Annotated in this window: 23 protein-coding genes and 1 tRNA gene; 7 read left to right on the top strand and 17 right to left on the bottom strand. The window is 64.8% G+C overall.

Annotated features, from left to right (window positions below; genetic code table 11):
* Window positions 1-113: 113 nt before the first annotated feature.
* The 3 genes from HK353_RS12675 to HK353_RS12685 all read right to left on the bottom strand — a co-directional run bounded on the left by HK353_RS12675 (window position 114) and on the right by HK353_RS12685 (window position 2639).
* Window positions 114-1085: a ribose-phosphate diphosphokinase gene (locus HK353_RS12675; RefSeq protein ID WP_025777652.1), complete on the bottom strand. Its 972-nt coding sequence runs from the start codon at window positions 1083-1085 to the stop codon at window positions 114-116.
* Entirely contained in the window at window positions 1078-2535 is a 1458-nt protein-coding gene (glmU, locus tag HK353_RS12680; RefSeq protein WP_173156624.1) for a bifunctional UDP-N-acetylglucosamine diphosphorylase/glucosamine-1-phosphate N-acetyltransferase GlmU, read from the bottom strand. The genes HK353_RS12675 and glmU overlap by 8 nt, the downstream gene beginning before the upstream one ends.
* Window positions 2536-2567: 32 nt before the next feature.
* A tRNA-Gln gene (locus HK353_RS12685) sits at window positions 2568-2639 on the bottom strand.
* Window positions 2640-2703: 64 nt separating this feature from the next.
* Here HK353_RS12685 and HK353_RS12690 point away from each other — a divergent pair.
* Window positions 2704-3096, top strand: a complete 393-nt coding sequence (locus HK353_RS12690) for a hypothetical protein (protein ID WP_173156626.1) — start codon at window positions 2704-2706, stop codon at window positions 3094-3096.
* Between the two features lie 114 nt (window positions 3097-3210).
* Entirely contained in the window at window positions 3211-3957 is a 747-nt protein-coding gene (locus tag HK353_RS12695) for an MgtC/SapB family protein (protein WP_245395989.1), read from the top strand.
* Between the two features lie 13 nt (window positions 3958-3970).
* On the opposite strand, the gene HK353_RS12700 is transcribed toward HK353_RS12695, so the two are convergent.
* Both HK353_RS12700 and HK353_RS12705 read right to left on the bottom strand, forming a co-directional pair.
* The gene (locus tag HK353_RS12700; RefSeq protein WP_173156628.1) at window positions 3971-4327 is read right to left on the bottom strand and encodes a TetR family transcriptional regulator C-terminal domain-containing protein; all 357 of its coding nucleotides are present in this window, start codon (window positions 4325-4327) and stop codon (window positions 3971-3973) included.
* Window positions 4324-4482, bottom strand: a complete 159-nt coding sequence (locus HK353_RS12705; RefSeq protein WP_173156630.1) for a hypothetical protein — start codon at window positions 4480-4482, stop codon at window positions 4324-4326. Before HK353_RS12705 ends, HK353_RS12700 begins: the two co-directional genes overlap by 4 nt.
* A gap of 238 nt (window positions 4483-4720) precedes the next feature.
* On the opposite strand from HK353_RS12705, the gene HK353_RS12710 reads away from it, so the two are divergent.
* Together HK353_RS12710 and HK353_RS12715 are read left to right on the top strand one after the other, a co-directional pair.
* On the top strand, window positions 4721-4987 hold the full coding sequence (locus tag HK353_RS12710; protein WP_173156632.1) for a hypothetical protein: 267 nt from the start codon (window positions 4721-4723) through the stop codon (window positions 4985-4987).
* 105 nt (window positions 4988-5092) lie between these two features.
* Entirely contained in the window at window positions 5093-5920 is an 828-nt protein-coding gene (locus HK353_RS12715) for an MBL fold metallo-hydrolase (RefSeq protein WP_173156634.1), read from the top strand.
* A gap of 46 nt (window positions 5921-5966) precedes the next feature.
* Here the strand turns inward: HK353_RS12715 and HK353_RS12720 are convergent, their stop codons facing one another.
* The 5 genes from HK353_RS12720 to HK353_RS12740 form a co-directional block, all read right to left on the bottom strand.
* Window positions 5967-7142 carry a fatty acid desaturase family protein gene (locus HK353_RS12720; protein WP_245395990.1) on the bottom strand — a complete coding sequence of 392 codons (1176 nt, stop codon included), beginning with the start codon at window positions 7140-7142 and terminating at the stop codon, window positions 5967-5969.
* Between the two features lie 103 nt (window positions 7143-7245).
* A complete protein-coding gene (locus HK353_RS12725) occupies window positions 7246-7896 on the bottom strand; it encodes a response regulator (protein WP_173156636.1) in 651 nt (216 codons plus the stop codon).
* Window positions 7893-9173, bottom strand: a complete 1281-nt coding sequence (locus tag HK353_RS12730; protein WP_173156638.1) for a sensor histidine kinase — start codon at window positions 9171-9173, stop codon at window positions 7893-7895. The genes HK353_RS12725 and HK353_RS12730 overlap by 4 nt, the downstream gene beginning before the upstream one ends.
* A 145-nt stretch (window positions 9174-9318) precedes the next feature.
* Entirely contained in the window at window positions 9319-10692 is a 1374-nt protein-coding gene (locus HK353_RS12735) for a purine-cytosine permease family protein (protein ID WP_342589918.1), read from the bottom strand.
* Complete coding sequence (locus HK353_RS12740; RefSeq protein ID WP_173156641.1) at window positions 10689-11168, bottom strand: YybH family protein; 480 nt, start codon at window positions 11166-11168, stop codon at window positions 10689-10691. The genes HK353_RS12735 and HK353_RS12740 overlap by 4 nt, the downstream gene beginning before the upstream one ends.
* A gap of 311 nt (window positions 11169-11479) precedes the next feature.
* On the opposite strand from HK353_RS12740, the gene HK353_RS12745 reads away from it, so the two are divergent.
* Window positions 11480-12745, top strand: coding sequence for an SLC13 family permease (locus HK353_RS12745; RefSeq protein ID WP_173156643.1), 1266 nt, complete (start codon window positions 11480-11482; stop codon window positions 12743-12745).
* Window positions 12746-12773: 28 nt separating this feature from the next.
* On the opposite strand, the gene scpC is transcribed toward HK353_RS12745, so the two are convergent.
* Together scpC and HK353_RS12755 are read right to left on the bottom strand one after the other, a co-directional pair.
* Window positions 12774-14279 carry a succinyl-CoA:acetate CoA-transferase ScpC gene (scpC, locus tag HK353_RS12750; RefSeq protein ID WP_173156645.1) on the bottom strand — a complete coding sequence of 502 codons (1506 nt, stop codon included), beginning with the start codon at window positions 14277-14279 and terminating at the stop codon, window positions 12774-12776.
* Between the two features lie 102 nt (window positions 14280-14381).
* The gene (locus tag HK353_RS12755; protein ID WP_173156705.1) at window positions 14382-15293 is read right to left on the bottom strand and encodes a formylglycine-generating enzyme family protein; all 912 of its coding nucleotides are present in this window, start codon (window positions 15291-15293) and stop codon (window positions 14382-14384) included.
* A 357-nt stretch (window positions 15294-15650) separates the two neighbouring features.
* Between HK353_RS12755 and HK353_RS17145 the strand changes: the two genes are divergently transcribed.
* Together HK353_RS17145 and ribA are read left to right on the top strand one after the other, a co-directional pair.
* Window positions 15651-16421 carry a CDP-alcohol phosphatidyltransferase family protein gene (locus HK353_RS17145; protein WP_173156647.1) on the top strand — a complete coding sequence of 257 codons (771 nt, stop codon included), beginning with the start codon at window positions 15651-15653 and terminating at the stop codon, window positions 16419-16421.
* Between the two features lie 28 nt (window positions 16422-16449).
* A complete protein-coding gene (gene ribA, locus HK353_RS12765) occupies window positions 16450-17850 on the top strand; it encodes a GTP cyclohydrolase II (RefSeq protein ID WP_173156649.1) in 1401 nt (466 codons plus the stop codon).
* Here the strand turns inward: ribA and HK353_RS12770 are convergent.
* The 5 genes from HK353_RS12770 to HK353_RS12790 all read right to left on the bottom strand — a co-directional run bounded on the left by HK353_RS12770 (window position 17765) and on the right by HK353_RS12790 (window position 22123).
* Window positions 17765-18610: a lysylphosphatidylglycerol synthase transmembrane domain-containing protein gene (locus HK353_RS12770; RefSeq protein WP_173156651.1), complete on the bottom strand. Its 846-nt coding sequence runs from the start codon at window positions 18608-18610 to the stop codon at window positions 17765-17767. The genes ribA and HK353_RS12770 overlap by 86 nt on opposite strands.
* A 20-nt stretch (window positions 18611-18630) precedes the next feature.
* On the bottom strand, window positions 18631-19530 hold the full coding sequence (locus HK353_RS12775) for a class I SAM-dependent methyltransferase (protein ID WP_173156653.1): 900 nt from the start codon (window positions 19528-19530) through the stop codon (window positions 18631-18633).
* Window positions 19527-20651 (bottom strand): glycosyltransferase, encoded by a 1125-nt coding sequence (locus HK353_RS12780; RefSeq protein ID WP_173156655.1) that lies wholly within the window; start codon window positions 20649-20651, stop codon window positions 19527-19529. Before HK353_RS12780 ends, HK353_RS12775 begins: the two co-directional genes overlap by 4 nt.
* A complete protein-coding gene (locus HK353_RS12785) occupies window positions 20648-21031 on the bottom strand; it encodes a 6-pyruvoyl trahydropterin synthase family protein (protein ID WP_173156657.1) in 384 nt (127 codons plus the stop codon). Before HK353_RS12785 ends, HK353_RS12780 begins: the two co-directional genes overlap by 4 nt.
* Before the next feature lie 93 nt (window positions 21032-21124).
* Window positions 21125-22123, bottom strand: a complete 999-nt coding sequence (locus HK353_RS12790) for a zinc-dependent alcohol dehydrogenase (protein WP_173156659.1) — start codon at window positions 22121-22123, stop codon at window positions 21125-21127.
* Window positions 22124-22146 lie beyond the last annotated feature (23 nt).

Consider the following 22146-nt stretch of genomic DNA (forward strand, 5'->3'; position numbering starts at 1 on the left):
CCAGTGTAGGACCTCACGGCAGTCCAGACGATGCGAACCCCGAGCCGCATCGACTCGGGGTTCGCATCAGATCCGGCGCGATTGCGCGGATTCTTGGGACTCAGCCTTCGGGATCAGACCTCGAAGAGGCTCGTGACCGATCCGTCTTCGAAGACCTCGTGCACGGCACGAGCGATGAGCGGGGCGATCGAGAGCACGGTGAGCTTGTCGAAGATCTTGTCCTCGCTCAGCGGCAGAGTGTTCGTGACGATGACCTCTTCGGCCACGGAGTTCGACAGGCGTTCGACGGCCGGGCCGGAGAACACGGCGTGGGTGGACACGACGATGACGCCCTTGGCGCCGGCGGCCATGCAGGCATCGGCGGCCTGGACGATGGTGCCGCCGGTGTCGATCATGTCGTCGACGAGCACGCAGGTGCGCCCCTCGACCTCACCGACGACGCGGTTGGCCTTGGTCTCGTTCGGTCGGGTGATGTCGCGGGTCTTGTGGATGAAGGCCAGCGGCACTCCGCCCAGCGAGTTCGACCAGTTCTCAGCGACCTTGATGCGGCCGGCATCGGGCGAGACCACGGCGAGGTCGCCGGGGTACTTGTCCTTGACGTAGCCGGCGAGGATCGGCATCGCGATGAGGTGGTCGACGGGGCCGTCGAAGTAGCCCTGGATCTGCGCGGTGTGCAGGTCGACGGTGATGATGCGGTCTGCGCCGGCGGTCTTGTACAGATCGGCGACGAGGCGGGCGGAGATGGGCTCGCGTCCGCGGTGCTTCTTGTCCTGCCTGGCGTACGGGAAGAACGGTGCGATGACGGTGATGCGCTTGGCCGAGGCACGCTTGAGGGCGTCGACCATAATCAGCTGTTCCATCAGCCATTCGTTGATGGGAGCGCAGTGGGACTGGAGGACGAAGACGTCGCTGCCGCGCACTGACTCGGAGTAGCGGACGTAGATCTCGCCGTTCGCGAAGTTGTAGATGTCGGTGGGGAGGAGTTCGGTCCCCAGATTCTCCGCGACCTGCTCGGCGAGTTCGGGATTTGCCCGACCGCTCACCAGGACGAGCTTCTTATCGCCCGCCGTCGTTATCTCATTCACTGATCCGTTCCCCTTCGGATGCGTTTTCGGCCGCCTGCGCTGCAGGCGTGCCCGGACGGTTTGTCTGAACCCAGCCCTCCAGGTTGCGCTGTGGGGCCACCGAGATGGCCAGCGCTCCTGCAGGGACATCCTTGCGCACCGTCGTGCTTGCACCCGAATAGGCGCCGTCGCCCACGGTGACAGGGGCGACATACATATTGTCCGAGCCCATGCGTGCATGCTTGCCGACGACGGTGCGGTGCTTGTTGACGCCGTCGTAGTTGACGAACACCGAGGCGGCTCCGATGTTCGAGCCCTCCCCGATCTCCGCATCGCCGACGTAGGAGAGGTGGGGCACCTTCGCACCCTTGCCGATATCGGCGTTCTTCGTCTCCACGAAGGTGCCGATCTTTCCGGACTCACCGAGCTTGGTGCCCGGACGCAGGTAAGCGAACGGTCCGACGTTGGCTTCCGGACCGACGACGGCGAGCTCACCGTGGGTGCGCACGACCTTGGCGTTCTCCCCCACCTCGGTGTCCTTCAGGGTGGTGTCGGGGCCGACGACGGCGCCGGCGCCGATGTCGGTGGCGCCCAGCAGCTGGGTGCCGGGCAGGATCGTCGCATCGGCGGCGATGGACGCGTCGACATCGATCCATGTGGTGTCGGGGTCGATGATGGAGACACCGACACGCATGAATTTCTCGCACTGCCGGCGGTTGAGCTCCTTGCCGAGGTTCGCCAGCTGCACGCGATCGTTGGCTCCCTCGACCTGCCACAGGTCGTCGGTAGCGGTGGCGGCGACGGGGCGGCCCGCCTCACGGGAATGGCCGATGACGTCGGTGAGGTACTTCTCACCCTGGGCGTTGTCGGTCGTCAGCGAGGCCAGGCCTTCCTTGAGCGCAGCGGCGTCGAAGGCGTAGATGCCGGAGTTGATCTCACGGATGGCCCGTTCGGTCTCGCCGGCGTCCTTCTGCTCGACGATGCGCAGCAGGGATCCGTTCGCGTCGCGGACGATGCGGCCGTACCCGGTAGGGTCGTCCACCTCGGCGGACAGGACGGTCACGGCGTTGGCGTTGGTTTCGTGGATCTCGACGAGGCCGTTGATGGTCTCCGTCGTCAGCAGCGGCACGTCGCCGTAGGTGACGACGACGGTTCCGCTGAGGTTCTCGGGCAGTTGGGTGAGCGCACACTCGGTGGCGCGGCCGGTGCCCGGTACCTCGTCCTGGTCGGCGATGAGCAGGGTTCGCTGGGAGGACACGGGAAGGGAGTCGAGGTGGGCGACGAGCTGATCGCGCTCGTGGCGGACGACCACGATGAGGTGGTCGGGAGAGGTTCCGGCCGCTGCGGCGACGGAGTGATGGAGCAGGGAGCGTCCGCCGATGGGATGCATCACCTTGGGAAGAGCCGACTTCATTCGAGTGCCTTGGCCCGCTGCCAGAACGATGACGGCGGTCGGATGAGTCTGCGACATAGTTGAATCCTTCGCATGTCGGGTTGGGCCAGCTCCGCCCATAGGATTCGAACCTATACTGCACGGCTCCAAAGGCCGGCGTGCTGCCATTACACCAGGGCGGAACAGCGTGCACCAGTAGAGGGGCCCGCGCTCACGAGACACCATCATGCCACTACGATTAACTGTATGGAAATTCTACGCGAGATTCTTCTGACCCTGCATCTGCTGGGCATGGCCATCATCGTCGGTGGCTATTTCACCGTCATCCGCTCCCCCAAAGTGATGCCCGGAATGCTGCACGGCGCCTATCTGCAGCTGGTCACCGGCCTGCTGCTCATGGGGCTGGCCGAGATGGGCGATGGCGACGTCAACCATATGAAGCTCGGCATCAAGCTGGTCGTGGCGATCCTCGTCACTGTCTTCGCGTTCATCGGCAACAAGAAGCAGAAGGCCTTCGCCGCTTCTGCCCCGGCCGAGGGCGGTGCAGGCGTGAAGGTGGCGAACCCGTCGGCGACCATTGCCCATCTGGTGGTGGCCTTCGCGGTCATCAACGTCATCGTGGCCGTCTTCATCCACTGACCCTCCCCAATTGCTACCTGACGGCGGCCCCGCAACCGCGCGCGAGGTTGCTGGGCCGCCGTCAGGTAGTAATTGGGGGTTGTTCGTTGGGTGTGGGGCTATGGTGAAGGCACTATGGTCAACTCCGCGTCGCTTGAGAACATCATGAGCAGCACCGGCCTGCTGGAAGCAGGTCTGCTGCTGGCCAGCTTCGTCCTGTGTTCCCTCATCGGCTTCGAGCGGCAGTTCAGGCAGAAAGCCGCCGGGTACCGCACCCACGTGCTCGTGGGCATCGGCACCTGCGCTTTCACTCTGATCTCCGCGTATGGATTCGCCGGAGTGCTCGAGAACGACGTCCGCCTCGACCCTTCACGAATCTCCGCGCAGATCGTGTCCGGAATCGGCTTCCTCGGCGCCGGAGTCATCTTCAAAGGACGCAACATGGTGCGCGGACTCACCACCGCCGCAACGATCTGGGTCACCGCGGCCGTCGGAATGGCCTGCGGTGCGGGAATGCTGCCCTTGGCCGCGATGCTCACTGCCCTGCACCTGTTCACACTGTTCGTCATCGCGCCTCTCATCCGCAAGATTCCCAACAGCGACCACCGCAAACTCCTGCGCATCACCTACCGCGACGGGGCCGGTGTCCTCCGCGAGATCCTCGCTCTGGCGGGCCGAATGGGTTTTGCGAACACCATCGTCGATTCGCGCCGCTTCGAGTCCCCCGACGAGACGCGGATGGTGCAGGTCGATGTGAGGTTCGACGGAAAGCGGTCTCTGCACCTGCTCGTCGCCCCGCTCATGGAACTGAGCGGCGTCGATACGGTGAGCATGCGCGAAGATCGCGTCCACTCGGTCGATGACGACGGCGATTCCGTCTGAGCAGCCGACGAACTCAGAAATCGACGCTGGTGAGCACTGCTTCGGTTCCGGCCCGGACCCGCAGCCGGGAGGATTTGCCGAAAACGGTCGCCTGGACGACGGCCCCCTGGATCATTGCCAGCAGCCCGGGCACCATTGCCGAGGCCCGAGCCCGCGCGGCTTCGGCGTCCGCTCCCCGATGATCCTGCAGATAGGCGGCAAGATAGACGGTGAATTCTTCGATGAGCGACTCGAACACCCCACCGGCGAAACTCGCGAACTCCTTGTCGTAGGAAGACTCTCCCCAGACCTGAACCATGACCGAGGCGAACGGATTGTCGATGAGCAGGGAATCGATGAGCTCGACGAACACCTCGGACCATCGACTCACGCGCCGAGGCGGTCAACCTTATCAAGGAACGTGAAGTCTAAGGCGCCTTCGTCCTCAAGGACGAACCGGAGATCCTCATCGCCAAGGCCGCCTCCCCGGCTGTCGCGCAGCAGCTCAGCGGAATCGGCACCCAGATGCAGCACAACATCGACCAACAGGCGATCTCGGGGCTCTAGGAACGCACGAAAAGATGCAGAAGGCCCTCGAGGCCGTTGCCTCCGGTCAGGCCCCGCCCCAGAGCAACCCGGCTGGAGACGGCGCCGATCCGGCCGCCTCGGCGATGGAGGTTCCGCAGGTGAAGATCACCGACGTCGTGCCGCTCCCCGATGACGACCGCTCCGGTGCGGGCCTGGCCATCGCGGGTCTACCGCTGACCCGGCGGCATCGTCGGCGGTGTGCTCACCAGCATGGGCATCCGCTCACGGCGGATGCGCCTGGTCGGCACCTTCGTCTACGGAGTCGTCGGAGGTCTGGCACGACATCGGTCAGTTCTTCGTCCCCGGAGCGGCGGGCACGCTGCTGCGCGATCTCTCCTACTTCCCTGACGCGCCGTCGGCTCTCCAGTGGTGGGTGCTCAGCGCTTGGCTCGTCGTCGGCATCGCGCTCATCCTCGTCGGCCACGTCATCGCCCACAGGAAGGCGCACGCGGCCGCCCACTGACAAGCTGGCGCGTCGTTGGACTCCCATCGATCCTGGTCTTCACTTCATGTGAGGACTAGGCTCGGTGGGAGTCTGTGATTTCCTCTGTGGAACCGAGAGGATGACATGGTGGCATTTTCCGATGTGACGATCTGCCTTACCTGCGGGGTGGAGACGACGACGCCTCCGCCTCAGCTGTGTCCGATCTGCGAGGACGATCGGCAATGGATTCCTGCCTCCGGCCAACAGTGGACGACCCGGGCAGACCTCGAATCCGAAGGCCACCGCATCACCACCACGGAGCGGGAACCCGGTCTCTTCGCCATCCGCGTCGAACCGAAGCTCGGGATCGGGCAGACCTGCTATCTCGCGTGCACCGAATCCGGCAATGTGCTCTTCGATGTCCCCGCCTATATCGACGCCGAGGCGGTCGCGGCGGTCCGGGACCTCGGCGGAGTTGCGGCGATCGCCGCCAGCCACCCGCACATGTTCGGCACCCAGTTGGAATGGAGCGCCGCCTTCGACGAAGCTCCCGTTTTCGTGTGCCGGGCCGACCTCGAATGGGTGCAGCGGACCGGCCGTGCCGTCTGCCCCTATTTCCACGAGGCGGAGCCGGTGCCGGGGGTGAGGCTCCGGAGGACCGGAGGTCATTTCCCCGGCAGTGCAGTGGCAGTCTGGACGGGCGCCGACGGCACCGGGGTCATGCTCAGCGGGGATTCGATCGGTCCGGTGGCGCGGTCGGGGTGGGTGACGTTCATGCGCAGCTTCCCGAACTATCTGCCGCTGTCGGCTGCTGTCGTCAGGCGCATCGCGGCCTCGGTGATCGATCTCGATTTCGACCGCATGTACGGCAACTTCGGTCAGTCGATCGACTCCGGGGCACACTCTGCCGTACAGACTTCAGCGGAACGCTACGCCGAATGGGTCTCCGGCGCCCACGATCACCTCACCTGAGTCTCCCCCGACGGTCCGTCAACGCGAACCGAATACGGCCCGCCGGTCAGCGGGACCGGAACTGCGCGGTGACGGGGCAGTCGAAGGGATCGGCTTCGCCGAGACCCACCCTGTTGAGGTAGGCGATGATGATCTTGTAGGACTCGAACAGAGTCGTCTCGGTGTAGGCGATGTCCTTCTGGCGGCAGTATTCGCGGACCATCGGCTGCACCCGGTGCAGGTTGACGCTCGGCATGCTGGGGAACAGGTGGTGTTCGATCTGATAGTTCAGACCGCCCATGAGAAATCCCATGAAGCGACCGCCGGAGATATTGCGTGACATCAGCGTCTGACGGCGCAGGAAGTCGATCTTCACATCTTTGGGAACGATCGGCTGCCCCTTGTGGTTGGGAGCGAATGATCCGCCCATATGCACGCCGAAGACGGCGAGCTGGACGAGGAAGAAGGCGCTGCCGATGAGCGGACCTGCCGCCCAGATGGCGAGCGCGGGGAACCCGATGACGCGGACTCCGATGAAGACGCCTTCGATCCAACGGCGTTTGATCGACGACTGTCCCCGGACGATGGCCTTGACGGATTCGACGTGCAGCTGGAGGCCTGCCAGGGTCAGTAGCGGCAGGAAGAACCACCCTTGACGTGCGGCGAACCATTTGGCGAGGCCTCTGCGTTCACGTGCATCCTCAGGAGTGAAGACCAGGGCGTTGGGAGCGATGTCTCCGTCGACTCCGGCCTTGTTCGGATTGGCGTGGTGCAGCGCATTGTGCTTCTTCAGCCACCATCCGTAGCTCAGTCCGATGAAGAGGTTGCCGATGATCGTCGACACCCACTCCCCCACTTTTCCGCTGGTGAAGATCTGTCGGTGTGCTGCGTCATGGGCGACGTAGGCTGTCTGCGTGAACAGTGCGCCGAAGACGACTGCGGTCGCCATCTGCCACCAGCTCTCACCGATGAGGAAGAGCATGGCGAAGGACGCGACGTAGCCGAGTCCCAGGAGGACGAAGCGCAGGGTGTTCCAACCCGGCCGTCTGGCCAGCAGGCCCGCTTCTTTGACCTGGGCCATCAGCGCGCTGAAGTCGCTGGTGAACTCCTGTTCGGCGGTTCCCCTCTTCGCTCGCCTGCGTTCGAGCACCTCCGCCCGGGTGGCCCGATCCGGTGCCGGGGTCGACAGTGCGGTGGCAGTTGGGGAAGTCGGTTCGGAGGTCATGAGGTCAGACGGGTTCATGGTTCCCACCGTATGGATGTCCGAGCCGGTTTTCGTCACCCCTGGGAGCCGTTCTTCACCCCCTACTCGGGTAGGGGGTCTCAGCGGAGGACAGGTGCAGAACTCAGCTGTGGGGGACGATGAGACCGGATTCGTAGGCGGCGATGACTGCTTGGGCGCGGTCTCGGGCATCGAGTTTGTACAGGATCCGGGAGACGTGGGTCTTCACGGTCTGCACTGCGATGTGCAGACTCGCCGCAATTTCCGTGTTGGACGCTCCGCGGGCGACTTGGATGAGGATCTCGCGCTCCCGGTCGGTGAGTTCGGGCAGCGCTGTGCGGTTGGGTTTCTGTCCTCCGGTGGCGAAGTGTTCGATGACCCGTTTCGTCACGCTCGGGGCCAGGAGCGCTTCGCCTCCGGCGACGATGCGGACCGCCTCGGCGAGTTCACTGGGCGGGGCATCCTTGAGGAGGAAACCGCTGGCCCCGGCGCGGATGGCGTCGAACACGTAGTCGTCGATGTCGAAGGTGGTGAGCATGATGATTCGGGTCTCGGCATTCGCGGCGACGATCGTGTGGGTTGCTTCGATTCCGTCCATCAGCGGCATTCGCACGTCCATGAGGACGATATCGGGGTCGAGGTCGGCGACGAGCTCGACGCAGTGTGCACCGTCTTCGGCCTGTCCGATGACCTCGATATCTGCATGAGCGCTCAGCAGCGCGGCGAAGCCGGCGCGGACCATCGCTTGGTCATCGGCGATGACGATCCTGATCATGGGGTCTCCTTGTCCGTGACCGAAGTGTCCGTGGCCGGTGTGTCGGCGCTCGGTTCACCGTCGTCGGTCGAGCGTTCGCGGGGCGAAAGCGGCAGCACTGCTTCGATTGCGAAGCCTGAATCGGCAGTGGCTCCGCTGCGGATCTCCCCACCGACCGAGGCTGCCCGTTCGCGCATGCCGATCAGTCCCTGCCGGCTGTGCTTCTCGTGTTTTGCGGCCTCGCCCGGCCCGTCGCCGTGGTCGTTGGTGACGCTGATCCAGACGGCTGAGCTGCCACCGCGGATGCGGATGGCGATGGCGGAGTTGCGGGCGTGGCGGATCGCGTTGCTCAGGGCTTCTTGGATGATGCGGTAGCCGGCGAGTCCGGTGCTGTCGCGCATGAGGTGATCGATCGGTTCGCCGCTGCGTTCGACGGTGACCTGCACTCCGGCCTGTCGGGCCTTCTCGATGAGCGGGTCGATCTCGGAGAACTTCGGCTGCGGCGCCAGTTCGCCTCCGCCTTCATCGTTGCGCAGGACGCTGAGCAGTCCGCGCATCTCGGTCAGTGCTGTGCGGGCGGAGGTGGAGATGTCTTCGAACTCTTTGGCCACTTCTGAGTCGATCCCGGCGTGGCGGAACGGTGCGCTGGAGGCTTGGATGTTGATGATCGACATGCTGTGGGCGACGATGTCGTGGAGTTCCCTGGCGATGCGGGCCTTCTCCTCGATGGCCACGCGTTTGGAGTGTTCCTCCGCGGTGTTCTCCTTCTCCTGGACCAGTTGGGAGCGGATGAGCTGCCATTGCTGAATGATGACCGCGGCGAGGTAGACGCCGCCGGCGATGCAGGAGTAGATGAGGATGTTGACGATGGCACCGTCGGTGCGGGTGTCTGCGACGAGCAGATGAGTGATGAGCACCGCGGCCGCCGAACCTGCGATGCTGCCGAGCAGTGCGGCCAGGGCCACTCCCCAGTGGGCGCGGAGGCCGATGATGAGGATGATGACGATCTGAGTGATCATCATCGGAACCATCCAGGGCCACGGCACCCCCGACACGAGCGGTCCCAGCAGCGGCAGCACAGTGCAGGCTGCGATCGACATGATCGTGCCGAAGAGCGGGCGCAACATGGACAGCGGCATGGACCCGACATGGACGATGGTGACGACGAAGGCCAATGCGACGGGGGCCTCGTTGACCGAGACGGCGATCGACGATTCCACCGCGAGCATGACGATGGCAAGCACGATCACCGCGACCCAGGCCAGCGCCTCGGGGTTGAGTCGACGGTTCGGGGGCATGAACCTGTCGAAGACTACCATCACAGACACCCGGTTCCCTTCTGTGATTCCGGCCGACCGTTGCGATCATAGCGCCTGTGCTGCTTCATCACCTGGGAACGGCACATAGTGGTCAGTTCCCGGCCCGGAACCGAGAACTGCCCGTTCAGCTTCCGCGGATCCCGTCGGCCAGGTGCGCATGCCGAGTTCCCGCGAACTTCGCTCGGCTGCCCCAGGACAGCGCGAGGTAGAGCACGAAGGAGATGGCGAAGGACGGGATCGTCGCTCCGATCGGGCTCGGATAGGCGTAGGTGAGCACATAGGACGCCAACGCCCCGAGGACCCACACACCGACGGCCACCCAATTGACTCCGCGAGTGTAGGAGTAGAGGCCGCCGGAGTCCTTGAGGATATCGGGTGAGTAGGCACCGCGTTTGATGATGTAGTAGTCGACGATGAGGATGGCGAAGACGGGGACGAAGAACGCCCCGATCATCGTGAGGAAGTCGGTGTACTGGTCGAGCAGGGCCAGCCATGTCGATCCGATGATCGAGATCGCGCCGAGGATGAGGGCCGTCGGCAGGAACTTCAGCTTCGTCCTGCTCTGTGCGCCGACGACGGAGTTGACCATTCCGTAGACGACCATCGTGTTCGTGGCCATGACGGAGAGGAAGATGACGATGGCCAGCGCCCACCCGAATTCCGCGGCTAGGGCCGTCGGGTCGAATTCGGCCGGGTCTCCCCCGTCGAGCAGGATGAAGCTGAACGCGGTGAGACCCAGCAGCATCGCCAGCACGGTCGAGGTCAGGTAGCCCAGACCCGATCCGACGATTCCGGCCTTCTGAGTCCCGGCCAAACGGTTGAGGTCGCCGGATAGCACGGTCCAGGAGATGGCTGTGGAGATGACGATATCGAGTGCGAGGACCGGAGTGAACTCGAGCTCCGGCAGGCTCTCGATTCCTGCATATTCGCCGGGTGAGTGTCCCGTGAACGCGATGACGAAGACATAGGCCATGACCAGCAGGATGAGTAGAGCGAACCAGGGTTCGGCCTTCTCGATCCCTTCGTGGCCGAGGATCGCAAGTCCGACGACGAGCGCCTGGCAGAGCACGGAGAAGAGGATCGGGTTGGAGAATCCCGTCGTCTGGGCGACGACGTAGTTGACGCTGATTCCCGCCAACATGGCCTGCACCCAGCTCCATCCCATGAGGATGATGACGTTGGCGGCGACCGGCAGGAAGCTGCCCTTGGCGCCGAAGGCCCCGCGGGTGATGGCCATGGTCGCCAGGCCCGTGCGGGTGCCGATGTTGCCGATGAGCGTGAGCACGATGGTGCCGATGAGCGTGCCGACGATGATGACGATGACCGCTGTGGCGAAGTCGACGCCGGGGACGAACAGGGTTCCGGTCAACAGGGTCGTGACGACGAGGTTCGCGGCCAGCCAGATCATGAACATCCGTCCCCCGCTCAGGGTTCCGCGGATGACTCCGGAATCGTGGCCGGATTCCAATCGCTGTTCCAAACGGCGGTACCAGTTCACTGCGCGACCTCCTCGGCGCTGGGCTTGCTTTCGGCGGCACTGGGACCAGCCGCCGACGAGCTGTCGGCAGAATCCGGGACCGTGGAGAGGTGTTCGTGGATGGCGATGAGTTCACCGTCACCGAGGCGGCGGAAGACGATCGATTCGCGTTCCCGGTACGATTCCCGCCCGTCTGCGGTGTTCACGGTCGTATCGACGGTGTGGGAGAACACGGCTCCGCCGGGGAAGGTCTGCACGAGCTGGTCCGATGAGGCGCAGGCGGCCACTGACCAACCGTCGGCCAACCACGAAGCACACTCCCTTTCATATTCCGCACGAGTGTTCAGGCGTCGCGCTTCGGGGTGGAAGACGAACGAGGCGTCCTCGGCGAATCGGGAGAAGTATGACTGAGTGTCCGTGGCGGCGAAGGCATCGACGATCGCCGAGGCGGCCGTGAGCACATCTGATTCGCTGGGCTCCGGTGTGGATTCGTTCATGATCGACGGCGACCTTTCGCAGACTGAGAGAAGGAGGATGCCGCGTTGAGTCCAAATGATTCGCGTGCGGCCCGATGAAGCTGAATGACACACTAACGAGTCTGTGATCGTCCGCACTATCCGCGATGGACGAATTCTGACCTCAGTTATACGAAGCGGCGAATCGGCGCGTGAATTCTTCCGCTGAACGTCACTGTGAGTTCATATGCCGAATGGACCTGATCGCACCAGGTGACATGCATTAATTTGAGTCGCATGCCCGTGTGCCGCCGGACATTCCGCGGCTGACGTTCGAAGGAGAAGCTGAACCCATGAGTGCAGAACTGATCTGCGTCGTCGTCCTCGGACTGATGTTCGTCATCGGAACCTGGCGGGACATCAATATGGGCCTGCTCGGCTTCATCGCGGCCGCGGGCGTCGGCGGCCTCGTCCTGCACCAGGCGCCCGAAGAGTTCCTCGCAGGATTTCCCGTCGACCTCTTCCTTACGCTCGTCGGCCTGACCTATCTCTTCGGATTCGCCCAGAACAACGGTGCCATCGAAGTGATCGTCCGCTGGTGTGTGAAGCTCGTCGGCGGGCGCGTCGGACTCATCCCCTGGATCTTCTTCGCACTGACGGCTGTCCTCATCTCGCTGGGGGCGCTCTTCGCGGTGGCCATCATCGCGCCGCTGGCGCTGTCGTTCGCGCGGCGTCATCGGATCAATCAGTTCATGGTCGGTCTGCTCGTCGTGCACGGAGCATTGGCCGGCGCGTTCTCCCCGATCAGCGTCTACGGCATCTTCATCAATGACTATCTGACCACGAACGGTCTCACACCGACGCCGCTGACCTTGTTCCTCGCCCCGTTCATCTTCAATACCGTCTTCGCGGTCGTTGTCTGGTTCGTCCTCCGTCGCCGGCCAGGACTGCGCGCGGAGGCAGATGGGGCTCACCCCCACCCCGAGTCCGAATTCGACGGCGGAACGACCATCCGTCTCAAACGCGCTCAGATCCCGACCCTGATCGGGCTCATCGCGATGGCGCTGTCCGTGATCATCTTCAGCTGGGATGTGGGCCTGGTGACCATCACGATCTCGGTAGTGCTCGCCGCCATCGACCCGGCCGCAGGCAAGGCCGCGCTGTCGAAGGTCTCATGGTCGATCGTCGTCCTCATCTGCGGAGTGCTCACCTACATCGCCGTGCTGCAGGAGGCCGGAACCGTCGAATGGGTCTCGGCCGGCATCTCAGCGATCGGCGTCCCCCTGCTGGCAGCGCTGCTGCTGTTCTACATGTCCGGCCTGATCTCCGCGCTGGCGTCGTCCTTGGCGATCATCGGTGTCGTCATCGCCCTGGCGGTGCCGTTCCTCGAGTCGGGCGACGTGCATGTCGGAGGGTTCGTCGCGGCGCTGGCGATCGCCGCGACCATCGTCGACATCAGTCCGTTCTCGACCAACGGCGCGATGCTCCTGGCCAATGTCCATCCGAGCATCCGCGACCGCTACTACAGACAGATGATCGGCTACGCCGGCCTCATGTGCCTCATCGGGCCAGGACTCGCCTGGGTGGTCGCCGCGGTGCCGACCGTGATAAGCGGCTGAACCGGCGGGGTCGGGGCCCCGCTGCCGCTCACATGTGCCCGGTCGTGATGAACTTCTCGTGCCAGGACAGAGCCTCGGCGAGGATGTGCGGGGTATGCCGACCGGTCGGGTTCGCCGCGATCGCACGTTCGAGGTAGTCGGTGAGACGGTCCCGGTAGTCCGGGTGGGCGCAGTTGTCGATGATCTTCCGTGCCCTGGCCACCGGCGGCAGTCCGCGCAGATCGGCCAGGCCCCGTTCGGTGACCAAGATCTGAGTGTCGTGTTCGGTGTGGTCGATATGGCTGGCGAACGGCACGATCGCAGAGATCGCTCCCGCTTTGGCCTGCGAGTTCGACACGAAGAAGTTGAGGTAGGCGTTGCGGGCGAAGTCACCGGAGCCGCCGATGCCGTTGATGATCGACGAACCGGTCACATGCGTGGAGTTGACGTTGCCGTAGATATCGGCCTCGACCATTCCGTTGATGGCGATGATGCCGAGTCGGCGGATGGCTTCTGGGTGGTTCGACATCTCCTGGGTGCGCAGCAGGATCCTGCCCTTGTACGACTCGATCCGGTCGTTGAAGTCGGCTGCCCGTTCGGCCGAGAGTGAGAACGCCGTCGCCGACACCGAGGTGAGCTTTCCGCTGTCGATGAGGTCGAGCATTCCGTCCTGGATGACTTCCGTATAGGCGGTCAGTCCCGCGAACTCGCTGTCGGCGAGAGTGACCATCACCGCATTGGCGACATTCCCGACTCCCGACTGCAACGGCAGCAGCTCCGGCGGCAGCCGATCTGCGGCGATCTCATGGCGGAGGAAGTCAACGAGGTGGCCGGCAATCTCCTTCGAGTCCTCGTCGGCAGGTTTGAACGGCAGGTTCCGGTCCGGAGCGTTCGTCTCCACCACGGCGACGACCTTCGCCGGGTCGACACGCAGATAGGGGTCACCGATGCGCTGCATCGGCTCGAGCAGTTGGATCGGCAGCCGCTCGGGCGGACGCCGGGTTCCGTAGTAGACGTCGTGGAAGCCTTCGTACCCGCGCGGATGCCAGTCGTTGACCTCGAGAACGACCTTATCGGCTAGGTCGAGCCATGTCTTCGAGTTCCCGACGGAGCTGCCGGGAACCAGCAGACCGTTGGGCAGGATCGCCGCGACTTCGACGACGGCGACGTCGAGGTTGCCGTAGAAGCCGAACCAGGCCTGCTGAGCCGAATGGCTGAGGTGAGTGTCGACATACGCGGTGTCACCCGAATTGATCGAGGCCCGCATCGCCGGATCGGATTGGAACGGCAGCCGTTTGCTCACCGCGTTCGCTTCGGCGAGTACCCCGTCGAGTTCCGGTGCGGTCGAGGCTCCCGTCCACAGTTCGATCCGGAAGTCCTCACCACGGTCGTGGGCGGCCTGAGCACGTGCGGCCACCGCCACCGGCACTGCCTTCGGGTACCCGGAACCGGTGAAGCCGCTCATCGCCACACGTTGGCCATTGTCGATATGGCGGGCCGCTTCCTCCGCGGTGACGGTCTTCGTGCTCAGTTCGGGGCAGGTGATTCTCGACATGATCCGAAGTCTATCGAGCGTCCAAATGCTCGGCCGAGGCGGTCCCACTGTCATTGCCCGAGGTGCCGCCTCGGAGCAGAACTCACGAGCTGACGTCGAAGGTTAGAGTGCTCCGCCGACGACTCTGAAGCCGATGTTCGAGGCCGAGGAATCAGGTGTGTTCGAGGATCGGGCGGCCACCCGATAGCGGTTGCAGTAGGAGTCGTGGCACAGGAACGATCCTCCGCGCATGATCCGCTTATCTCCGGTATCGGGGCCGCGCGGATCGGACTGCGGGGAACGCTGGTAGTAGTCGCGAGCGAACCAGTCGGCGCACCATTCCCACACATTGCCGACGGTGTTGAACAGGCCCAGACCGTTAGGAGCGAAGTGTCGGGCCGGTGCGGTCCCGATGAACCCGTCGTCGAGGGTGTTCGCAGTCGGGAATTCGCCCTGCCAGATATTGCAGTTCCATTCCCCGTCGATCAGCAGCCGGTTGTCCCACGGATAACGGCGGCCTTTGAGACCACCGCGAGCGGCGAGCTCCCATTCGGCCTCGCTCGGCAGCCGTGTACCGGACCAAGCGCAATAGGCCTGGGCATCGTCCCAGCTGATGTGGACGACGGGATGGTCTCTCCGGTCATCGATGGTGGATCCGGGCCCTTCTGGTGCGGCCCAGTTCGCCCCGGAGACTTCGACCCACCAGGGCACGCCCGGAGCCTGGCCGAGAACATGAGCCCGCGCCCCCGGATTGGTCTCCAGGAGCATGGCGAACACCGCCGAGGTTCCCAAACGTTCTGCCGTTGTGACGAAGCCGGTATCAGCGACGAACCGGGCGAAATCGTCGTTCGTCACGCTCGTCGTCGCGATCTCGAATTCGGTGAGGTCGACCCGGTGACGTGGTCCCTCACCATCGGCAGGATGCCCGTCGCCGAAGGGATCGCCCATATCGAAGGGTCCGCCGGCTGTGACGAAGTCGAAGCTGAACTCGGGGCTCGACTCGGAATTCACGGCAGGACCAGCTGCAACGGTCATCGGATGGCTGTCGGTCGCCTCGGCGCGGGTGGTCGCCGGGGCGCAGCACGAATGGCCGTTCTGCGCTCCTGCGGCGCTGTGGTCTCCGTTCTTCGTCACCTGTGGGTGCCCCTTTCGTCCCGGGTCCGTCTCTGTGCGGTGCGGACTCTGGGTTCACCCTATGACGTCGGCCGGTACCGGGGACAGTCCGCACCGAAACCGTCACCACGACATTACGGGTGATTCTCGCCCCTTTCCCACCGATAGCCACCCTTCGCGGCTGATCCGTTCCGACATCGTCTATGGTGAGGATCAGAGTCTGTCACGTCCATCACACCGACAGGCACGCTTGTCGGCACCTGAGAAAGGAAGCTTTTTGTGACCCAGCCACGGACCGACGCCGCCGGCACAGTCGGCGGCACAGGCACCGGCTCCGGCGATGCCGGAGTCGATACCGGAATCGGTACCTGGACCGGGCTGCTCAACGGCGCCGTACGCAGCGGAACCGTGGCAGCGTCTCTTCTGGCCGCCTCGGCGATCGTCTCCGTGATCCTCAACCCTGCACTGGTGACGGTGCTCGCTGTCGTCGTGGTCGCGGCGATCGGCGTCGGACCGCGCCTGCGCCGGGGTCGGCCGTGGACGCCGGCCGATACGGTGACGGCCTGCCGACTGGGCCTGGTCATCGTCTGCACCTGCCTGATCATCCACTCGCAGCCGGGCCTGACGTGGGCCGCCGTGATCGTCGGTTCACTCGCTCTCGCCCTCGACGGACTCGACGGATTCGTGGCCCGCCGCACCCAGGTCACCGAGGCAGGAGCCGGGTTCGACGAGACGGTCGATGCCGTGTTCATCCTCATCCTCGCGCTCGCGCTCGTCCCGTTGTGGGGGTGGTGGACGGCATTGCCGGGCCTGTACTACTACGTCTTCCGCTTCATCACGGCGTTCCGTCCCCAGTGGCAGCAGAAGTTGCCGTTCTCGCAGATGCGCAAGGTGGTAGCCGCATCGCAGGGCATCCTCCTCATCACTGCCGCCTCTCCCCTGGCCCAAGCTCACGAATGGATCGGCTTCGGTGCGGCCGGACTGGCTCTGGCCGCGCTCACCTGGTCGTTCGGCCGCGATATCATCTGGCTCGAGCGACATGCACGGTGACCACGATCTTTCTTCCTATACTGTTGGCATGACGTCGACGCACACCAGCACCGGCCCCGAGCGCCTCGTCACGGGCCCGGTGAGTTCGCTGCCCACGGAGCACGGGACATTCGCCATCAGGTCGTTCACTGCCGACGCAGTCACCCATGCGGTGCTGACAATGGGCGACCCGGCCGGTTGTGTCCGACCGTTGGTCCGGGTACACAGCGAATGCCTCACCGGTGATGCTCTGGGTTCGCATCGGTGCGACTGCGGGGACCAGCTCGATGCGGCGTTGGCTGCGATCGCGGCCGAGGGACACGGAATGCTCGTCTATATGGCCGAGCATGAAGGTCGCGGAATCGGCCTGGCCGCGAAGCTGCAGGCGTATGCTCTCCAGGACGAGGGCATGGACACCGTCGCCGCCAATCGTGCCCTTGGACTGCCCGACGACGCCCGTGACTACACTGCGGCGGCTATGATTCTGCGTGAGCTCGGCTGCCCGCGCATCCGGCTGCTGACCTCGAATCCGAGCAAACAGCACGCGCTCGAGGAATTGGGCATCGAGGTCGTTTCCCGGGTTCGGCTGCCCGTGGCCGACCGGCCGGAGAACAGTGCCTATCTCACCACCAAACGGCAGCGGATGGACCACGATGTCCCGCCCGCGAGGGATACGGAGTCATCGCGGACGCAGCTGCCCGGTGTCGACATGGGTGTCGATACGGACATCTACGCAGCTCTGGCCGCGAACGAGGAGGTCGTCGCCCAACTCGCACAGAGCCAGGACGGATTCATCGCCACCCGCACCGGCGACGCCTGCTTCGTCTCCGGAACCACGGATCGCACCCATCTGCACCGGATCCGAGCTCATGTGGGCGCCGTCCTCGTCGGTGCTCAGACCGTCATCGCCGATGATCCGCAGCTGACCGTCCGTGCGGTGCCCGGCACCGACCCGGTCCGCGTCGTCCTCGATCCGCACGCCCGTGTGCCGGTCACGTCGACGGTGCTGAGCATCGGTCCGACACCGACCATATGGCTGATCGGCGCCGAGGCGGCTCCCAATGCGGATGTCGGTGACCACGTCCGCGTGGTCCGTTTTCCCCCGTCGGCGTCCCCACAGGACATCATCGACGTCGTCCGTGGCGAGGTGGCTGGGTCCATCCTCGTCGAGGGCGGCGGACGTACCGTCTCATCATTTCTTGCCGCGGGTGCTCTCGACCGTCTGTTCCTCACCACCGCTCCGGTGTTCATCGGCGATGGTGTGCCGGGCATCCGTTTCGAAGGGTCCGAGGTGATGGCGCAGGCTCTGCGGACGCCGTTCCGTCGGTTCGAACTCGGCGAGGATATGTGTACCGAATACCTGCTCAGTCCGGCTGCGGTTGCTCATTCGCAGCTGAGCCCGAGTGTGCAGGAGTCCGCTTCCGTCGAGTCCCCGCAGCCCACACAGTGACGATTCCGGGCAGCGTAGAGATCACCGCGAGCAGGCCGTAGCCGGTCGAGGCTGTCACTGCGGTGTCCATCGACACGGAGATTCCGGCTGCGATGAGGCTGACGCTGAGTTCGCGCACACCCCATCCGCCGACGCCGATCGGGATGCTCATCGCGGCGAGTCCGACGACCGCGAGCACCGGCACGACGGGTTCCCCGAGTGCCGCCATGGCGATGAGGAAGAGTACGAAGAGAGCTGCCATTCCCAGGGCCGAGGACAACCAGATGGTGAGAGTGTGCCGCCAGTCCATTCCCCGCATGCCCCACTCGGAGACGACCAGGGTCGCAATAGAAACGGCGGCGGCCATGAGTGCCAGCCGGCCGGAGACTCCGATGAGGGTGAAGGAGGCGGTGGCGAAGAGCAACGTCGTCGTACTCAGTCGTTCGGCGCCGACGGCAACCAGAGGTGACAGCCACTTCTTCGCTCCGGTGTGCCGGTAGACGGCGACTCGGGCGGCATCTCCGCCGAGTCCGCCGGGCAGGACCATGTTGAGCAGCGACGAGGAATAGCAGTCGGCGAGGGCCCGTGACCACGTGATGGTCGTGCCTCTGTGTGCGAGCAGCAGCGTCCAGCGCAGAGCTTGGGCGCCGGTCATGATGAATCCGCAGCCGAGTGCGGCCAGGACCGTCCAGACGTTGAGGACCTGCCATCCGTCGACGAGTGCTTGAGCGCCGACGACTCTCACCGTCAGCGCCAGCAGCGCGACGGTGATTGCGAGCATGAGGGCCCTCTTCGCCCAGGTCATGTCACTTCTGTCCCAGTCGGAGGGGTGGCCGCACGAACGGCTGGGGTCTGTCGTCCGCGGTCGACAGCGTCGATGAGCACATCGAGGTGGTCGACCCTGACGCGCAGTCCCGAGTCCAGCTGCGCCAGCCGTTGACTCCACCAGTCCTGTGCGGCTGCGGCGAGCGCCGGGTCCTCCTCAACGGCTGCCTCGAGTCGTTCGGAGAGGAATCTGTTGAGGAAGGTCCGGTCTTCCGGGACCGAGAGGCGCCACGGGCTGGGACCCTCGAATGCGGTGAGTCCGTGTCTGCGGGCGACGCTCATGAGGTGTTCGGGGGCGTGGTGGCCGAGCCTGCCGTCGCGGTGCTGGTGGGCGGTAAAGGCTGCGTCGATGGCAGCGTCGTGCGGATGGGAAGGGTCGAGTTCCCACCCTCCGACGATGCTGAGCAGGAACAGACCGAGGCCGTCGTGGTCGGTGAGGGTGCGAATGACGGCGGTGAGGTCGGCTTCGGTGAGGACGTCGAAGAGGGCGCTGCAGGTGAGCAGCAGCTGGGATCCCTGGAAATCCGAAGCAGAGAGCAGCTCGGCGCTGAGAGTCGGGAGCGCGGAGATCGGGGCACAGATCGTGCGTGCGTCAGGTAGTGCCGTTGCCGCCAGATCGAGGGAAGCTTGGTCGGAGTCGAGGAGGATCCAGTTGATCTGCCAGTCGGGCAGGCGAGAGCGCAGGGCAGCGTCGAACCACAGCGCAGAGTTGCCGGTGCCGGCCCCGATATCGATGGCCAGCAGTGACTTCGTGTTCGACTCTGCTCCGTACCTCAGTCGTGCGACTGCGTCATCGAGCAGATGCAGCGACTCCTGGCGCGCTGCGTCATCGACGGAACGGCGCAGATCCAGCCAGTCGGGTTCGGCCGCAGTCACGAGTTGCTCCTCTGCTTGTTGTCCGCCACAACTGACGATTCCTGCTGTTCGACCGAGGAAGCCGGTGCGGCCGGGCGGGAATGGTCGGCGGCGATGCGCAGAACCGTGTCGGCGGTGTCAGTCCACGAGCGTACGGCGTTGGGACGATTCCGGCGGGCCGATTCGTCCAGTTCGGTGCGGAACTCAACGTCGGTCAGCCAGCGGTGCAGTGCCTGTGCCCACGCGCCGACGGTGCGGGGCAAGCCGAGTCCGGCACCCAGAGGCTCTTCGGCTCCGGTTCCGACAGTGACGAAGGCGGAGATCCCGCCGGCGGCCGCCTCCGCGACGACCATCCCATAGGCCTCCGAGCGTGAGGGCAGAAGCAGCAAGTCGGCGTTGCTGTACAAGGCGTCGATCTCGGCGGGGCTGAGTTCTCCGACGACGTCGGCTCTGCCCGCAGGCAACTCTTGGCACGCCGCCTGCAGCCGGCGGCCGTAATCTGCGTCCACAAGCGGGCCGGCGAAGGTGACCCGCCACGGCCGTTCTGCAGCCGCATCATCCTGTTTGCGGACATCGGATTGTGTTGTTTCTCCGCCAATCAGCTCTGTCAGGGCTTCGGCGATGAGCAGCTGTCCTTTGTTCTCCTCGATGGCGCCGATACACACGAAATGGCCTCCGCCGCCGCCAGAGCTCTGTGGGCGTGCAGGGTTTCCGGGCACGGCCGCCTCGGCGCGGATCCCGTACCGAGATTCCAATCCTGCGGCGGTGAACCGACTCGTGGTGATGACGGCGGGAGCGGCACTGACGACCTGTCGTTCGCGGTCGCAGGCGGCTCTGTCGTCACTGTCTGCCAGGCAATGGATAAGCAGGATGGGCGAACCCTGCTCGGTGCGGTTCGTGTCTCCAGGATCGGTCATCACCTCGGGCAGCGCAGTGGCGATGAGCCCATCGAGGAGGACGGGTCCGGTCACTGCGGCCAGGAGATTATTCACAGCCGCTGACTCGGCTGGTCCCGGTTCATCCCAGGAACCGGGCACCGAATGGAGCACGATCCGGGGACCGGCCGCCTCGGCGACTGCCCGGTTGAATGCCGCTCCCCCGCTGATGCGGCCGAGATCGGGTTCGATGAGGTGAAGGCTCACGCCCGCTCCGGGACGGTGTACGTGATCGCTGCGCGCGGATTCTCCCGCAGCTCGATGCTGATGCCGATCTCGGGGCGGTCCGCCAGGGATTCGGCCAGGCGCTGTCCGATGTATTCGGCGACGGCTTCGGTCGTGCTCAGCTTCCCGGTGAAGTCCGGGTGTTCGTCGAGGTTCGCATAGCGCAGTGGGGACAGGGCCGCGTCGAGCAGGCTCATGGCTTCGCCGATGTCGAGGACGACTGAATGCTCGTCCAGGCTCGGACGGGTGAAGGTCGCCGAGACTTCGAGAGTGGCACCGTGGACGCCTTGGGCTGGTCCGAAGAATTCGTCGGGCAGGCTGTGGGCGATCATCACGTGGTCGTTGACGGTGAGTCCGAACATCGTCTTCTCTTTCCTCTCGGGGTACCGGTTGGTTCTTCGTCTCCGGGTTGCGGATGCGTGCGGTTCGACGCGACTGCAGTGCCCGGGAATCAGTCAGTCGGCGTGGGCGCCCGTGTAGTCGATGACATGACAGAGTGCGGAGCGGGCAGGGCCGTCACCGCCGCTGAGTTCGTCCATGACCGTCGGCAGCTCCGTCCAGTCGGAGACTCCGGTGATCAGGGAATCGAAGCGGTCATCGTTCAAGGCTGTCAGGGCCGCGCACATCCGTTGGGTGCGGGTGCGGCGCGCTCGATGTCCGGCGGCGACCTCGCCGACCTGTGAGGCGATGATGCTCAGCCGGCGGGCGTGGAAGTCTGCGCCGAGCGGCACGCTGGGGCTGTCGCTGCCGTACCAGGATGCTTCGATCACGGTGCCGTCGTCGCCGGTGATCTCGAGTCCGCGGGCCAGTCCGGCCTGGTTCCCGGAGGTGTTGATGACGAGGTCGCAGTCGGAGGAGGCATCGTCCGGTGCGACCGTGGTGAGGCCGAGGTCGGCCAGCAGTGCGCGCCTGTGCGGGTCGGTCTCGACGATTTCGAGTCGGTCGAGCGGCATCCGGGAGGCCAGCAGCGCGGTGGATGTGCCGATCATGCCCGCACCGATGACGGCGACGCGGTCGGCGAAGCGCGGCGGCTGCTGCCAGAGGATGTTGAGACCGGTTTCGACGGCGCCGGCCAACAGCGCCCTGTGGTCGTCGATGTCATCGGGAATGAGGTGGACATCCTCGGTGGTCACAATGTGGTGGGAGTGATGGGGCAGTAGGCCGAAGACCCGAGCGCCGATCCAGTCACGCGGTCCTTCGTCGACGACGCCGACGCCGAGGTAGCCGTACGACACTGGGAACGGGAAGTCCCCGAGCTGGTGAGGAGCCCGCATCAAGTCTTCGACGCGAGCGGGGATGCGGCCGGTGTGGACGAGTGATTCGGTGCCCTTCGACACCGCCGAGGCGGTGGTGATGATCCGCAGCTCGCTCCCTGAGTCAGGGTCCGCGTGCGGGGTGGGAACTTCACGCCAGCCCCCTTGCCGGGCGGCTTCCGTCCAGTACTGCCAAGCCATAATTCGATCGTACAGGTGCCCCT

The sequence above is a fragment of the Brevibacterium permense genome (assembly GCF_013280495.1).
Taxonomy (GTDB): domain Bacteria; phylum Actinomycetota; class Actinomycetes; order Actinomycetales; family Brevibacteriaceae; genus Brevibacterium; species Brevibacterium permense.

Coding starts and splice junctions, on each gene's coding strand:
- glmU (WP_173156624.1), bottom strand. CDS start 2,535: ATGTCGCAGACTCATCCGACCGCCGTCATCGTTCTGGCAGCGGGCCAA.
- HK353_RS12690 (WP_173156626.1), top strand. CDS start 2,704: ATGGAAATTCTACGCGAGATTCTTCTGACCCTGCATCTGCTGGGCATG.
- HK353_RS12695 (WP_245395989.1), top strand. CDS start 3,211: ATGGTCAACTCCGCGTCGCTTGAGAACATCATGAGCAGCACCGGCCTG.
- HK353_RS12715 (WP_173156634.1), top strand. CDS start 5,093: ATGGTGGCATTTTCCGATGTGACGATCTGCCTTACCTGCGGGGTGGAG.
- HK353_RS12720 (WP_245395990.1), bottom strand. CDS start 7,142: ATGAACCCGTCTGACCTCATGACCTCCGAACCGACTTCCCCAACTGCC.
- HK353_RS12725 (WP_173156636.1), bottom strand. CDS start 7,896: ATGATCAGGATCGTCATCGCCGATGACCAAGCGATGGTCCGCGCCGGC.
- HK353_RS12730 (WP_173156638.1), bottom strand. CDS start 9,173: ATGCCCCCGAACCGTCGACTCAACCCCGAGGCGCTGGCCTGGGTCGCG.
- HK353_RS12740 (WP_173156641.1), bottom strand. CDS start 11,168: ATGAACGAATCCACACCGGAGCCCAGCGAATCAGATGTGCTCACGGCC.
- HK353_RS12745 (WP_173156643.1), top strand. CDS start 11,480: ATGAGTGCAGAACTGATCTGCGTCGTCGTCCTCGGACTGATGTTCGTC.
- scpC (WP_173156645.1), bottom strand. CDS start 14,279: ATGTCGAGAATCACCTGCCCCGAACTGAGCACGAAGACCGTCACCGCG.
- HK353_RS12755 (WP_173156705.1), bottom strand. CDS start 15,293: ATGACCGTTGCAGCTGGTCCTGCCGTGAATTCCGAGTCGAGCCCCGAG.
- ribA (WP_173156649.1), top strand. CDS start 16,450: ATGACGTCGACGCACACCAGCACCGGCCCCGAGCGCCTCGTCACGGGC.
- HK353_RS12770 (WP_173156651.1), bottom strand. CDS start 18,610: ATGCTCGCAATCACCGTCGCGCTGCTGGCGCTGACGGTGAGAGTCGTC.
- HK353_RS12785 (WP_173156657.1), bottom strand. CDS start 21,031: ATGTTCGGACTCACCGTCAACGACCACGTGATGATCGCCCACAGCCTG.
- HK353_RS12790 (WP_173156659.1), bottom strand. CDS start 22,123: ATGGCTTGGCAGTACTGGACGGAAGCCGCCCGGCAAGGGGGCTGGCGT.